Source organism: Aquimarina addita (genome assembly GCF_039539305.1).
Classification (GTDB): domain Bacteria; phylum Bacteroidota; class Bacteroidia; order Flavobacteriales; family Flavobacteriaceae; genus Aquimarina; species Aquimarina addita.
Genome location: NZ_BAABCW010000006.1, coordinates 100,060 through 113,363, shown reverse-complemented (window position 1 = coordinate 113,363; position 13,304 = coordinate 100,060). Strand labels below are relative to the sequence as shown.

At 31.9% G+C, this 13,304-nt stretch carries 15 protein-coding genes and 1 pseudogene; 6 read left to right on the top strand and 10 right to left on the bottom strand.

Annotated elements, in window-relative coordinates:
- Window position 1: 1 nt before the first annotated feature.
- The gene (locus ABD816_RS09395) at window positions 2-826 is read right to left on the bottom strand and encodes a DUF3822 family protein (protein ID WP_344926734.1); all 825 of its coding nucleotides are present in this window, start codon (window positions 824-826) and stop codon (window positions 2-4) included.
- Window positions 807-1,454: a hypothetical protein gene (locus ABD816_RS09390; protein ID WP_344926733.1), complete on the bottom strand. Its 648-nt coding sequence runs from the start codon at window positions 1,452-1,454 to the stop codon at window positions 807-809. Before ABD816_RS09390 ends, ABD816_RS09395 begins: the two co-directional genes overlap by 20 nt.
- Window positions 1,455-1,590: 136 nt before the next feature.
- Between ABD816_RS09390 and ABD816_RS09385 the strand changes: the two genes are divergently transcribed.
- The 4 genes and pseudogenes from ABD816_RS09385 (at window position 1,591) to ABD816_RS09370 (ending at window position 5,682) form a co-directional block, all read left to right on the top strand.
- Window positions 1,591-3,018 carry an ATP-dependent DNA helicase gene (locus tag ABD816_RS09385; protein ID WP_344926731.1) on the top strand — a complete coding sequence of 476 codons (1,428 nt, stop codon included), beginning with the start codon at window positions 1,591-1,593 and terminating at the stop codon, window positions 3,016-3,018.
- Between the two features lie 253 nt (window positions 3,019-3,271).
- A pseudogene (kdsB, locus tag ABD816_RS09380) lies at window positions 3,272-3,976 on the top strand (3-deoxy-manno-octulosonate cytidylyltransferase); the annotation flags it as partial.
- 78 nt (window positions 3,977-4,054) lie between these two features.
- Window positions 4,055-5,116 (top strand): iron-containing alcohol dehydrogenase family protein, encoded by a 1,062-nt coding sequence (locus ABD816_RS09375; RefSeq protein ID WP_344926995.1) that lies wholly within the window; start codon window positions 4,055-4,057, stop codon window positions 5,114-5,116.
- Between the two features lie 14 nt (window positions 5,117-5,130).
- Complete coding sequence (locus ABD816_RS09370; RefSeq protein ID WP_344926730.1) at window positions 5,131-5,682, top strand: 1-acyl-sn-glycerol-3-phosphate acyltransferase; 552 nt, start codon at window positions 5,131-5,133, stop codon at window positions 5,680-5,682.
- A 6-nt stretch (window positions 5,683-5,688) separates the two neighbouring features.
- Here the strand turns inward: ABD816_RS09370 and ABD816_RS09365 are convergent, their stop codons facing one another.
- The 8 genes from ABD816_RS09365 to rlmH form a co-directional block, all read right to left on the bottom strand.
- Window positions 5,689-6,195, bottom strand: coding sequence for a hypothetical protein (locus tag ABD816_RS09365; RefSeq protein WP_344926728.1), 507 nt, complete (start codon window positions 6,193-6,195; stop codon window positions 5,689-5,691).
- A 104-nt stretch (window positions 6,196-6,299) separates the two neighbouring features.
- Window positions 6,300-6,782 carry a hypothetical protein gene (locus ABD816_RS09360; protein WP_344926726.1) on the bottom strand — a complete coding sequence of 161 codons (483 nt, stop codon included), beginning with the start codon at window positions 6,780-6,782 and terminating at the stop codon, window positions 6,300-6,302.
- A 127-nt stretch (window positions 6,783-6,909) separates the two neighbouring features.
- The gene (locus ABD816_RS09355) at window positions 6,910-7,632 is read right to left on the bottom strand and encodes a YebC/PmpR family DNA-binding transcriptional regulator (protein ID WP_344926724.1); all 723 of its coding nucleotides are present in this window, start codon (window positions 7,630-7,632) and stop codon (window positions 6,910-6,912) included.
- Between the two features lie 219 nt (window positions 7,633-7,851).
- Entirely contained in the window at window positions 7,852-8,142 is a 291-nt protein-coding gene (locus tag ABD816_RS09350) for a 4a-hydroxytetrahydrobiopterin dehydratase (RefSeq protein ID WP_344926993.1), read from the bottom strand.
- A gap of 39 nt (window positions 8,143-8,181) precedes the next feature.
- Window positions 8,182-9,117: a septum formation inhibitor Maf gene (locus tag ABD816_RS09345; RefSeq protein WP_344926721.1), complete on the bottom strand. Its 936-nt coding sequence runs from the start codon at window positions 9,115-9,117 to the stop codon at window positions 8,182-8,184.
- A 115-nt stretch (window positions 9,118-9,232) separates the two neighbouring features.
- Window positions 9,233-9,820, bottom strand: a complete 588-nt coding sequence (locus ABD816_RS09340) for a Maf family nucleotide pyrophosphatase (protein ID WP_344926719.1) — start codon at window positions 9,818-9,820, stop codon at window positions 9,233-9,235.
- 3 nt (window positions 9,821-9,823) lie between these two features.
- On the bottom strand, window positions 9,824-10,729 hold the full coding sequence (locus ABD816_RS09335; RefSeq protein ID WP_344926716.1) for a geranylgeranylglycerol-phosphate geranylgeranyltransferase: 906 nt from the start codon (window positions 10,727-10,729) through the stop codon (window positions 9,824-9,826).
- Window positions 10,730-10,898: 169 nt separating this feature from the next.
- Window positions 10,899-11,372, bottom strand: a complete 474-nt coding sequence (gene rlmH / locus ABD816_RS09330; RefSeq protein WP_344926715.1) for a 23S rRNA (pseudouridine(1915)-N(3))-methyltransferase RlmH — start codon at window positions 11,370-11,372, stop codon at window positions 10,899-10,901.
- A 116-nt stretch (window positions 11,373-11,488) separates the two neighbouring features.
- Here rlmH and nadC point away from each other — a divergent pair, with 116 nt between their 5' ends.
- Together nadC and ABD816_RS09320 are read left to right on the top strand one after the other, a co-directional pair.
- Window positions 11,489-12,346: a carboxylating nicotinate-nucleotide diphosphorylase gene (nadC, locus tag ABD816_RS09325; protein ID WP_344926713.1), complete on the top strand. Its 858-nt coding sequence runs from the start codon at window positions 11,489-11,491 to the stop codon at window positions 12,344-12,346.
- Window positions 12,347-12,349: 3 nt separating this feature from the next.
- Window positions 12,350-13,267, top strand: coding sequence for a YihY/virulence factor BrkB family protein (locus ABD816_RS09320; protein ID WP_344926711.1), 918 nt, complete (start codon window positions 12,350-12,352; stop codon window positions 13,265-13,267).
- Window positions 13,268-13,304: the final 37 nt, after the last annotated feature.

Here is a 13,304-nt window from a genome sequence, read left to right as displayed (position 1 = left end):
ATTAAAAGTGGCTTAACAATGTAAAATGTTGATGGGGTTCAATCGGTTGAATTTCTGGAGATAATGTAATAGAATTATTTCTATTTCCAAATGCGACTGTTCTGATATATGTATGTGCAATGGCATAGTAATCACTGTCTTTAGTAATATCACCAAGAAAAAACAACTTAAATTCTTCTGGATTTAACCTTAGTTGTTCGGTAACAAAGAGGAGGTAGTATAGAAAATCTTCTTTTGTCTCGTGTGGGTATGAATTGCTGAGTATTAGTTTTCCTTTGTCAATTACAATTAGGTCAAAATATTTGAGAGACATATGTGCATAAACAACAGGGATATCATTATTTTTTTCTTTATAAAGTATATGCTCTAACAGGATAGATGTGGTATGCTTATAGGTAAATGCTCCAAATGTTTCAAAAAAGAAATTGTTTATATTGGTATATGGAATATAAACATTCATAAGCTCATATGGATTTAACTCATCGTATACGATAAAGTCAGTACTTAACACCTTGGTAGTATATTTTAAATATTCTCCTAACGCTTCTGGATCAAATAAGGCCTTAGGTACTAATGAATAGAGATCATTTTGATAAATTACCTCTATAGTGCTAAAATTTTGTTTCAAATTCTGGTTTTGATCAAAAGCAAGTTTAATTTTTTCTAATACCTGTTCTGGAGATAATTGTATACCAAAATTTTCACGTTCTAACTTGATGATTTCAATATTAGAATTTACTATGCAAAAAGAAAATCCATTCAGGCTTACCTGAATGGATAATGTATATTTTGCATTTTCTGTACTATTATTGGTCGTTTGCACCATAAGATGTTGGCCAATTGCCTGCTGTCTTTACTTCAGTCAGTGAGCCTACAGAAACAAGAGAGTCATTTACTGCATCAACTGATTTTACTGTGTTTTCTTGTGCTACTAAATCTTTATCCAGATCATACAAGATATCACTTTTACGAACTTTAGCTTCAAAAACAGGTATTCTGATACCATTTTTATCGATATAACTTGACTTTAGGTCAATGTTAATGTCTTTATCATTAATTTTAAAAGACATCATATCCTTATATGTCGGTCCATCCTTAAATAAAGAATCTTTAATAGATGCATATCCGAGCGTATCAATAACAATAGTATCTCTTGGCTCATCTATATCTAATACTTTATTAAATCGAATGAAACTAGAATCTTTACGTTGTGTAAGAGTAAACTTAGCGGTGTCTAAAAAAGCAATCAATTTTTCCGGATTCCCTTCATATTTTCCTGTAACGGTTTTGAAAGCTAATTCAGATTTTCGGATGTCCTTTAGCTTTTCTATTGCCTTGGCATATCTTACTTCTTTTACTTTATTGAATCTAACCGGGCCCATAACAGAATCGTATACCAGGTATCCTAATGCTGCGATTACCACCCATAGAACTAATTGAAGAACAATTTTCATTTTTTAATTTAGCTTTTAGATATTAGTGTATACGCAAATCTACAATTTTTTTTTTATCGTAAAAGTTTATAGCCGAAAAATCATTGGTATCTTTGAATTATTAACAGAATAAAGATATAATGAATACATATATTTCATGAAGGAAACAGAATTTTATCAATTATTAAAAAATGATTTTCCTTTTGAACCTACTATAAAACAGGATGTTGTACTTCATAAGCTGGCGGTTTTTATTTTGTCGAATGCTAAGAACTCTCTTTTTTTATTAAAAGGATATGCAGGTACAGGAAAAACAACTTTAATAGGCACTTTGGTCAAAAACTTGTCAAAAGCAAGATTAAATTCAGTTTTATTAGCTCCAACAGGTCGTGCTGCTAAGGTAATAAGTAATTATTCTGGCAAACATGCTATGACCATTCACCGTGCTATTTATTATCCAAAAAAAAATAGTAGTGGTGGTATGGCGTTTCAGCTGAAACAAAATAAAAGCAGGAATACTATTTTTATTGTAGATGAAGCATCTATGATCCCTGATACTCCTAGTGATAGTAAATTATTCGAAAATGGGTCTTTATTGGATGACTTGATGATGTTTGTGTATTCAGGACATAATTGTAAAATTTTATTTATAGGGGATACAGCGCAGTTACCGCCAGTAAAATTAGAAGTAAGTCCCGCTCTGGATGCAGATACACTATCTATGGGGTTTAATCAAGAGGTTACAGAGATAGAATTAGATGAAGTGGTACGCCAGGCGGAGGATAGTGGGATTTTGATGAACGCTACATTGTTAAGAGAGTTATTGAACGATGGTTTTTATGAGTCATTTAAGTTTGATATTTCTAATTATCCGGATGTGATTAGGCTTGTGGATGGTCACGAAATAATGGATGCACTAAATGATTCTTATGCCAGCTCTGGTCATGAAGAATCTGTTATTATTTTGAGATCTAATAAAAGAGCAAATATGTATAATCAGCAGATAAGATCCAGAATTCTTTTTCAGGAAGAAGAATTATCGGCAGGAGATTACCTGATGGTTGTAAAGAATAACTATTATTGGTTAGATAATAAGAGTCAGGCTGGTTTTATTGCCAATGGTGATATTATCAAAGTAATGGAAATATATGCGATAAAGGAACTGTATGGTTTCCGGTTTGCAGAGGTTAAAATGAGCATGGTGGATTATCCTGATCAGCCGCCCATAGATACGGTACTGATATTAGATACGCTTACCTCAGAGTCACCGTCTTTATCTTACGAAGAGTCTAATAAACTGTATCAACAGGTATTATTAGATTTTGAGGGAGAGAAGTCAAAATATAAAAAATTTATTGGTGTTAAAAATAATAAGTTTTTTAATGGGTTGCAGGTAAAATTCTCTTACGCAATTACTTGTCATAAATCACAAGGTGGACAATGGGATACAGTTTTTATAGAACAACCTTATTTGCCTGATGGGATTAATAAAGATTATTTAAGATGGTTGTATACTGCAGTTACACGCGCCAAGGAAAAATTGTATATGATAGGTTTTAAAGATGATTTTTTCAGGGAAAATTAAGTCATCCATCCGAAAGTTTTTACAAGTGTAGATACTCTGTTTATTATTTTAACTGTCAAAAACAAAAATATACATTATATATGAGTGTAGTGTTGTTTTCTGGGTGCATCGTTGATTATAGATAATTTTGTCTAGGATCAGAATTTTTATAAAAACTATGTTCTCTGTTTTCTTAAAATTGATTTAAAAAAGTTATTTTTGAGGTAGGCAAAAGAAAGCAATTTTGAACAAAACTAAATTAAAGACTATCGCGATGATTCCCGCGAGATACGGTGCGACTCGATTTCCGGGAAAATTAATGCAGGATCTAGGAGGTAAAACAGTTATTTTAAGAACTTATGAAGCGGCTATCAATTCGTCACTATTTAGTGATGTATATGTAGTAACCGACAGTGATATTATTTTTAAAGAAATAACTTCTCACGGAGGAAAAGCTATAATGAGCATTAAGGAACACGATTGCGGAAGCGATAGAATTGCGGAGGCGGTTGAAAATATGGATATTGACATTGTAGTTAATGTTCAGGGAGATGAGCCATTTACCGATAAAGAGAGTTTAGAGAAAGTACTGAGTGTTTTTTATGAAGATGATGCCAGTCGAATAGACTTGGCGAGTCTGATGACACCTATGAATGATTTGGATGATATTGTGAATACCAATAGTGTAAAAGTAATCGTGGATAAAGATGATTATGCATTATATTTTTCACGTGCACCTATTCCATATCCAAGAGATCAAAAAGTAGCACACACGTATTATAAGCATAAAGGGATTTATGCATTTAGAAAACAAGCCATTCTGGATTTTTATCGATTACCAATGAGGACGTTAGAAGCTTCAGAAAAAATAGAATGTATTCGGTATTTAGAATATGGTAAAAATATAAAAATGGTAGTTACTAATCAGGAAGGAGTAGAAATCGATACTCCGGAAGATTTAGTAAAAGCAAACGAAATTATTAATAAGAAAAATATATCAACAATAGAAGCAACAGTTACTCCAGAAATAAAAAGTCCTGTACATAAAAATTTCCCAATGGTACCCAGAGTGGTTTTTGGAAATGGATGTTTTAATCAATTAAGTGAAATCATTTCATCAGAACGTAAAGTAGGAGCGCCGTTTATTTATATAATCGATGATGTTTTTGAAAAAAACACTTCTTTTATAGAAGATAGAATTCAATTGTCGGGAACAGACACCATCATATATGTATCTACAAAAGAAGAGCCTAAAACCTCTCAGGTTGATGAATTAGTTTCAAGAATTAATAAAGATTTTCAGTTTAAGCCAAGTGGTATTATTGGTATTGGAGGTGGGTCTATGCTTGATTTAGCAAAGGCTGTTTCTATAATGCTTAATAATCCTGGTAGTTCAACGGAATATCAAGGTTGGGATTTGGTAAAAAATAAGTCGGTATACCACGTAGGAATACCTACAATCTCTGGTACAGGAGCAGAGGTGTCGAGAACTACTGTATTAACAGGACCAGAGCGTAAGCTGGGAATTAACTCAGATTTCACACCCTTTGATCAGGTGATACTGGATCCTGAGCTAATTAAAGATGTACCTAAAGATCAGTGGTTTTATACAGGCATGGACTGTTATATTCATTGTGTAGAATCGTTAGAAGGCACATATCTTAATGCTTTTAGTCAGAGTTATGGAGAGAAGGCATTAGATTTATGTAAAGAGATATTCCTGGATGAAAATCACAATAAAGAAGAGGCAGATGGTAAACTGATGATGGCTTCATGGCATGGAGGAATGAGTATTGCATATTCTCAGGTAGGTGTAGCACACGCAATGAGCTATGGTTTAGCCTATGTATTAGGTACAAAACATGGAATAGGTAATTGTATTGTTTTTGATAAATTATCGGAGTACTATCCAGAAGGAGTAGCAATATTTCAAAAAATGAAAAAGGTTCATAATATAAACTTACCAGAAGGAGTTTGTGCAAACATTACCGAAGAACAGTTAAATACAATGACTTCTGTAGCTCTAAGTCTAGAGCCCTTGTGGGAGAATGCGCTTGGTAAAAATTGGCGTAAAAAAATAGATGCGGATAAGCTTAAAGCTATTTATCGCAGACTATAATCTAATATACTATTATGAGAAGGTTATATTCCTTTATCTATTATAAGCTTCTTGGATGGAAAATGATAGGTAGTTTTAAAGATGTTAAAAAATGTGTTGTTATAGCAGTTCCACATACTAGCTGGCACGATTTTTATATGGGTCTGTTAATTAGAAAAGTCGACAATGTGGATATAGGTTTTATGGCCAAAAAGGAACTCTTTAAATGGCCGTTTGGATGGTATTTTAAAAAGGTAGGAGGAATTCCTTTAGATAGAACATCGGGTCAGAACAAAGTAGAAGCGATTGCTAAAGAATTTGAAAAGAGAAATATACTTAGACTAACCTTGGCTCCCGAAGGTACCAGAAAAAAAGTAGCAACCTGGAAAACTGGTTTTTACTACATCGCAAAAAAAGCGCAAGTACCTATTGTGATGATTACTTTTGATTTTGGAAAAAAACAAAATATAATCTCTAAACCATTTTATCCTACTGATAACGCAGAGAAAGATCTTACATTTATGTATTCTTTCTTTAAAGGAGTACAAGGTAAAATACCAGCTTATAGTTTTGATCCTGAAATATAACTACAATTAGAACGTACGATCGTTCATCTTTTTATTTTCTTGATAAACTGGATTCTTTTTCTCATTAGTGTTGCCAAAGATTAATTCTGTACTAGAAAATGTAGTTCCAAAATTCTTTGTGGCAAAATATACCTGAGATAAAGCACTCTCTATTTGTTCTGATGTTAGTTCCTTAAGAGGATGTATGTAGGCTGACCATAGAATACCATTAGAGATCGCATATTTCACATCAAGAACTGCATGAAAATTGGCAGTCATTGCATCTAATAATAGTTCTTTGTTAAGATTACTGGCTTCTCTTATCGGTGCGATAATTCTCATCCTGTTATTTGTAGCATCAGTAATACATATCATAGGAACTTCTTTATAAATAAATTGCCAGTTTCCTAATGTTCCGGTAAGTGTATCTGAATGTTTATTTATAATCTCGCTAATTTTTGCAGTATCCATATACTGTTGTGCAGAGGATTGTAAAACAATCAAAAAGCATATAGTTAAAAAGAATTTATTCATTTTTAGAGATTTAATGAATAGTCGATATTCTTAGTTTTTCATGACAAAAAAAGAGTCTGAAATTTATTTCAGACTCTTTTTTAAATTATATATACTATTTTATACTAGTAACTCTCATCATTAATTATAAAAGCTCCATCATAATTAGCAGTAAGTACAGCGTCATCTTCTAATGTCACATCTACTATGACTTTATAATTACTTCCACTTCCAGAAACGGTTATCGTTCCACTAGTAGCGGATCTACCCGTTTCATTTTGGATTTCATCGCCTTTGGATATAAATACATTGTTAAAATAAAATATTGCTTCAGTAGGAGATTCATCGCTGGTATATTGGAAAGTACCAGTTTTAAATTCTTCATCTCCTTCCTCAACCGGAGAAAATAATTCAAAATATAAAATATATGGCTCATTGCCAGAGGCACCAGTTAAAATAAAATCGTAATTGTAGAAGCCTTCAAAAGATCCATAATCTTCTATAATTGAACTGGCAATGTTAACAGTTGTTCCATCAACAACGATAGTTCCTTCTGCTGCTACGCCATCATCACCATCATCATCTTTTGAACAAGAAGATAGAACCATAGCACAGCTTAAAACAAATAACTAAATAATTTTTTTCATAATGAATGTTTAATAAATATGTTAATGATCAAAATTAGTAAAAAAGTGTTAAAAACTAATAAGGTTATAGTAAAGCTTCTTCTATTTATTACTCTGCAGTGGATTCTTCCATGGTATGATAAACATTTTGTACATCATCATCTTCTTCTATTTTTTCTAATAATTTTTCTACATCGGCTGCCTGATCAGGAGTCAGTTTTTTAGTCACTTGAGGAATACGTTCAAAACCAGAAGATAGAATTTCAATCTCTCTGCTTTCCAGTTCTTTTTGGATAGCACCAAAGCTACCAAACGGAGCATAAATTAAGATTCCGTCTTCATCTTTAAACACTTCTTCAGCACCAAAATCAATAAACTCTAATTCTAATTCTTCTGGATCCAGTCCTTCACTATTAATTCTAAAATTACACGTATGATCAAACATGAATTCTACAGAACCCGAGGTCCCTAAGTTACCATCACATTTATTAAAATATGATCTAACATTGGCTACGGTTCTGTTATTATTATCAGTAGCAGTCTCTACCAAAATTGCAATCCCATGAGGAGCATACCCTTCAAACAGTACTTCCTTATAATCACTTTGATCCTTATCAGAAGCTTTTTTGATGGCACGTTCTACATTATCTTTGGGCATATTGACAGATTTGGCGTTCTGTATTACCGCTCTAAGACGTGAATTAGAATCGGGATCTGGTCCACCTTCTTTTACAGCCATTACAATATCTTTACCAATACGAGTAAACGCTTTGGACATTGCTGACCAACGTTTCATTTTACGTGCCTTTCTAAACTCAAAAGCTCTTCCCATAATTAAATTTTAAAAAATCTATTACAAACATAAGTAGAAACGAAGATTTTACCAACTATTTATTATGCTTAAAGAGTAGGTGGAGATAGGTGCTGTCTATTAAATTAATAAGCTGGTTTGAGTGTTAATTTTTTTTCTTCAGGTGGAAACTTATTTGATTTGTTAGCTTTAGGTTTTAAAAAATTAAAATAGAGAAACTGCTAGTTTTTATGTTGTGAATTATGAATCGCCAGTAACTATATCATCAATAGTTTTAGCTAGTTTAAAATCTTTTTCTGTGATACCACCAGCATCATGTGTAGATAAGCTGATTTGTAATTTGTTGTAAACATTTGTCCAGTCGGGATGATGTTGTTGTATTTCTGCTTCAAAAGCGATACGAGTCATTACAGAAAAGGTGTCTTTAAAGTCTTTAAACTCTATTGTAGTGTGTATTGCATTATCTTTATACTCCCATTCTTCAATAGTGCTAAGATGTTCTTGTATTTCTGATTCTGATAACTTTTTGATCATAATTTTGGTTTTGTATGGCTAGTATTGATATTAATATTAATTTAATCCTAATTCTTTTCGCAGTATTTCATCTTTACTACTTTTTTTACCCCAATAAGCAGATTTAATGCGTTTTATTTTCGTGCCTTTTGTGGTAAGTTCTTTTGCATCAGTACCATATCCGCTTTTGAAAGTTTCTGTCCAACTCTCAATTTCATGAGGAAAATCAGTAGTGAAATTTATATTAATTTTTCTACCCAATGCCGGATATTCGATCATATAAGAACTTATGTTAGCGTCTTTTTGTAACTGAACTTTTGCAGCATAGGCCTTAATCTCTTTATGGGTAAGTCGGCAATACGCTAGTGATGGAATGATTTGCAAATCTCCTACAGGCAAATTATCAGGATTAATTCGAATTTTAGTCCATAACTCATTCTCTAAAATGCTTTTTTCTAGAGCTAATTGCTGATCCGCTTCTCCTTCAAAATATGAATGTGATTGAATCTCGAATTGTTCACGATTATTAAGTTGTGTATACACGTGCCCACACCATTCCTGCATGGAGCTAGAAACTTTGATAGCGTGCTTTTTATCAGAAACGGGATAAAAAGTACTTTGCATTATTGAATAGGGGTAGATACCTGTCACAAAATTTTTGGTGCTGTTCAATTTTAGTACTGGGATATTCTCAGGATGTTGACGATCCGCTTTTACTTGAACTGATGGTAAGAAATCTTCTGTTACATAGATGAGAACAGCTTTTCCTTCTCTAATTTCGCCATAACGAGCTTGTTCTAACTGATAAGATGAAATTTCTGCAGTACCGGCATACCAATATTTTTTGAATTCTTCAGATAGTTGTTGTGTGATAACTTCACTTTCTTTAATACTGGTTTTTTCAGAAAGTGTATTTTTCTCTTTACTTACATTACTACAAGCAATTATCACAAGTATACTGAGTATACCAGATATCAGGATCAATTTTTTCATAACCTAAATCTTAAAAATTGGTAAGCTTATTTTATATTTCACAAAGGAAATTGAATTTCTCCTGCTTGTCATAAAATGAGCCTATTAAAAAATATAAAACTAAATTACAATAAAGCTATGATTTAACCAGATCAATTAACGTTTCGTATACAAGTTGAACCGGTAATCCCATAACGTTAAAATAACTACCTTCTATGTGAGTAATACCTATAAATCCTATCCACTCCTGAATACCATAGGAGCCTGCCTTATCTAAAGGAGAAAAAGTATCTACATAATATTCAATCTCCTGAGGAGTCAGGGTTTTAAAGGTAACTTTAGTAGTCTGATGTATAATACGCTTATGCGTGTTTGATCTGAAACATACAGAGGTAATAACTTTATGTGTATCTCCTGATAAAGAAGCAAGCATATTTTTGGCCTCCTGAATTGTTTTTGGTTTTCCTAAAGCTTTATTTTTATGCCATACGATAGTATCGCTGGTGATGAGGATATCTGATTCATTTAATGAAGTAAAGGCTTTGGATTTAAGTTCTGCCAGATAGTTAGTAATTTCTTCTGCTTCAAGGTGGTCTGGGTATATTTCTTTGATTTCTTTTAATTTGATAGAAAAATCAAGCCCAAGATCTTTGAAGAATTGTTGTCTTCTCGGAGATCCAGAAGCCAGAATTAGAGTGCGATTTTTTAATATTTCTTTCAACATAGTTTAAGGTAATATGGTGAATTGATAAAATAATAAAAACATTGAAGTCAGGAACAGAATAACTTTTAAAGTCCGACTTAATAGATCAAAATCTTTTTGGATCTGAGCTCCCCAACTTTTAAACATAAAATATAAGAGAGGAGCAATTAATAGTATAAGTACGTATAATACGGCGTACGTATTATTAAATAAATAGATGTAAAGATAGTAAACGATCATACCTATAGGGATAAGTGTAAGTCCACTTACAAGTTTAGCGGTTCGTTCTTTTCCTAAAATGATAGGAATTGTTTTAAGTCCTGCATTATGATCTGTATCAATAGTATAGCAATCTTTAATGATTTCTCTTAGCAATATAAGTGTACTTGCAAAAAAAGTATAATCAGTTATGATTCTAAAAACAACTTGTTGTGATGCTCTGTTTTCGTCTGTAATGGCAGGTAATAAATCAAAAATACCCACTGCAAGTAAACTCAAAGAAATTAAAACAGCTATGGTAAAATTTTTAATTACAACAAGCTCCTTAAGATATGAAGCGTATAAATAGAATAACCCTGACGAAATAATAAATAAAGCTGAAAATTCAGGTTTTTCGATTAAGTTGGCAATATAAAACCCGATAAGTACTCCGATTACATTAAGAATAATAAACCAACGATTCGCTGATTTCTCTGAAATTGATCCATTTAATAATTCAGAGCCATTAAATTTCTCTTTATCATAGATTTCAATAATAATATTTCCTGCTGCTCCTATACATAATGTAGCAATGATTAGTAATGTGATCCCGAAACTATCTAAGGTTATGGCAACAGGAAAAGGATCAAAAAACCCATATTTTATACATAATTGTGCAATAACTAGTAACAATAAATTATCTAACTTAATAAGCTTTAGATATGCGGTCATATACATCTGGAAAGTTGATTAAAAAACAAATGTAATAATTAATCCAATTACGGAGACCTTACTTTAGCTTATTAAAACTGCAGCCACGAAGTAAGTGTTTAAAAATGAAGGTTCTATTTTTTTTAAAACTTTAGAACTTCACTTTTTTAACATTTGATTGATTCAAAAGTTATCGATGGTGATACGGTTCGTTCCTTAAGATAGTAAATCCACGATATAATTGTTCAATAAAAAAAAGCCGAATCATTTGATGCGAAAATGTCATTTTAGATAGTGATAGTTTTCCATTGGCACGATTATATACATCTTTACTGAATCCATAAGGTCCTCCGATTATAAAAATCAGTTGTTTGATACCACTATTCATATGTTTCTGTAATAATTTAGAGAAACCTACAGAATCATAAAGCTTACCATTTTCATCTAATAATATCATAATATCAGCATTGGATATTTTGCTTAGAATGAGTTTCCCTTCTTTGTCTTTCTGTTGTATTTCACTAAGATTCTTCGCATTCTTGATATCTGGTATCAGGTCAAATGTGAATTTTATATAAAATCCTAACCTTTTTATATAATCTTGTATCAGGTGTTCTAATTCCTTATGATCCGTTTTGCCAACTGCAATTAGTTTTATATTCATATAGATTTGATTCTTATTACATTTTACTGTGTAATTTTTTGTTTGTTATAAGACTAGCTAATAACAACTAAAACTCCCAACATATTTTGCTATTTTAGCAAAAATAACTATTCAATATGATTACTAAAACTCAATTTGACAAAGAAATTGAATTAATAATTGCTAATGCAATAAGAGAAGATGTAGGAGATGGGGATCATAGTTCTTTATCTTGTATCCCTGAGTCAGCAACAGGAAAAGCTAAGTTATTGGTAAAAGATAAAGGTGTATTAGCAGGAGTGGAATTTGCCAAAAAAGTATTTCAATATGTGGATCCGGCATTAGAAATTGAAACTGTATTAGAAGATGGAGCTCAGATTACTCACGGGGATATTGCTTTTTATGTTTCCGGTAGTTCACAATCCATACTCAAAGCAGAAAGACTTGTTCTGAATGCAATGCAAAGAATGAGTGCAATTGCCACTAAAACCAATCATATAGTACAACTTATTGAGGGTACAGGAACTAAAATTCTGGATACAAGAAAAACTACACCGGGGATTCGAGCATTAGAGAAATGGGCAGTAAAAATCGGAGGAGGTGAGAATCATAGATTTGCTTTATATGATATGATTATGCTAAAAGATAATCACATTGATTTTGCGGGTGGTATTACTAAAGCTATAGAGAAAACAAAAAAATACCTTGTAGATACGAATAGAGATCTTAAGATTATTGTAGAAGCTAGAAATCTGGTCGAAATTAAAGAAATATTAAAAACACCAGGCGTATATAGAATACTGATTGATAATTTTAATTATGAGGATACCAGAAAAGCAGTTGCATTAATAGGAGATACCTGTTTAACAGAATCGAGTGGAGGTATTAATGAAAAAACCGTACGTTCCTATGCTGAATGTGGGGTTGACTATATTAGTAGTGGTGCGCTGACACATTCTGTACATAATTTAGATCTTAGCTTGAAAGCACTATAATATATGTCAAAAGCAGTTGAGGATAAGCTAAATAAAATACCGATAATCAATGTCCTAATACGTATTGGCAAAAAAATTGTTCTTCCTGGTTTAGAGGGGCTTTCGGCTTATGATTTAGTAGAAATATATACTATAGGTATTTTAAAAGGTACTTTTTCTGCAAGAGCAAGCGCCATCTCATGGAGTTTTTTCTTATCGCTGTTTCCTTTTCTTCTTTTTCTACTTAATCTAATACCGATCATCCATATTGACGGTTTTCAGGAAAACCTTTTTGAATTTATTACCTCTGCTTTGCCACGTCAGTCTTCCTTGTTTTTTGAAGATATTTTTAATGATATAGCTTCTAATCCTAGAGGAGGTCTTTTATCTACAGTTTTTATTTTATCCATTTTTTTAATGACTAATGGTGTGAATGCTGTTTTCTCTGGATTTGGATATTCTTATCATGTGACCTTAAATCGTAATTTTTTTAAACAGTATGTTATTGCATTAGGCGTATCATTAATTGTGGCATCGTTGTTGCTAATTACAGTTATAGTACTATTGTACTTTACTTATTTGTTAGAAGATTTAGAAAAAATTGGAGTCATGCACGATGCTGTGTTTTGGTTACAATTTGGTAAATATGGATTACTGGTAGTTATGATTTTTCTAATAGTAGCAACTTTATTTTATTTTGGTACTTCAGAAGGAAGAATGCACAGATTTTTTTCTCCGGGAGCATTTATGACTACTTTTCTTATCATTATAACTACCTATTTATTTGGGATTTATATAGATAATTTTTCTAACTACAATAAATTATATGGGTCAATAGGAGCGATGTTAATATTAATGGTTTATATATGGCTTAATTCGAATTTACTGTTATTAGGTTTTGAATTAAATGCATCGCTTAGTAGATTAAAAAAGATTTTTTGATATATTTAGCATTAAACAAATAATTAAATTAATAAAA

Excerpts from the sequence above, each read along its gene's own strand:
- ABD816_RS09395 (WP_344926734.1), bottom strand. The coding sequence starts at position 826 with ATGGTGCAAACGACCAATAATAGTACAGAAAATGCAAAATATACATTA.
- ABD816_RS09390 (WP_344926733.1), bottom strand. The coding sequence starts at position 1,454 with ATGAAAATTGTTCTTCAATTAGTTCTATGGGTGGTAATCGCAGCATTA.
- ABD816_RS09385 (WP_344926731.1), top strand. The coding sequence starts at position 1,591 with ATGAAGGAAACAGAATTTTATCAATTATTAAAAAATGATTTTCCTTTT.
- ABD816_RS09375 (WP_344926995.1), top strand. The coding sequence starts at position 4,055 with ATGGTACCCAGAGTGGTTTTTGGAAATGGATGTTTTAATCAATTAAGT.
- ABD816_RS09370 (WP_344926730.1), top strand. The coding sequence starts at position 5,131 with ATGAGAAGGTTATATTCCTTTATCTATTATAAGCTTCTTGGATGGAAA.
- ABD816_RS09365 (WP_344926728.1), bottom strand. The coding sequence starts at position 6,195 with ATGAATAAATTCTTTTTAACTATATGCTTTTTGATTGTTTTACAATCC.
- ABD816_RS09360 (WP_344926726.1), bottom strand. The coding sequence starts at position 6,782 with ATGGTTCTATCTTCTTGTTCAAAAGATGATGATGGTGATGATGGCGTA.
- ABD816_RS09355 (WP_344926724.1), bottom strand. The coding sequence starts at position 7,632 with ATGGGAAGAGCTTTTGAGTTTAGAAAGGCACGTAAAATGAAACGTTGG.
- ABD816_RS09345 (WP_344926721.1), bottom strand. The coding sequence starts at position 9,117 with ATGAAAAAATTGATCCTGATATCTGGTATACTCAGTATACTTGTGATA.
- ABD816_RS09340 (WP_344926719.1), bottom strand. The coding sequence starts at position 9,820 with ATGTTGAAAGAAATATTAAAAAATCGCACTCTAATTCTGGCTTCTGGA.
- ABD816_RS09335 (WP_344926716.1), bottom strand. The coding sequence starts at position 10,729 with ATGACCGCATATCTAAAGCTTATTAAGTTAGATAATTTATTGTTACTA.
- rlmH (WP_344926715.1), bottom strand. The coding sequence starts at position 11,372 with ATGAATATAAAACTAATTGCAGTTGGCAAAACGGATCATAAGGAATTA.
- nadC (WP_344926713.1), top strand. The coding sequence starts at position 11,489 with ATGATTACTAAAACTCAATTTGACAAAGAAATTGAATTAATAATTGCT.
- ABD816_RS09320 (WP_344926711.1), top strand. The coding sequence starts at position 12,350 with ATGTCAAAAGCAGTTGAGGATAAGCTAAATAAAATACCGATAATCAAT.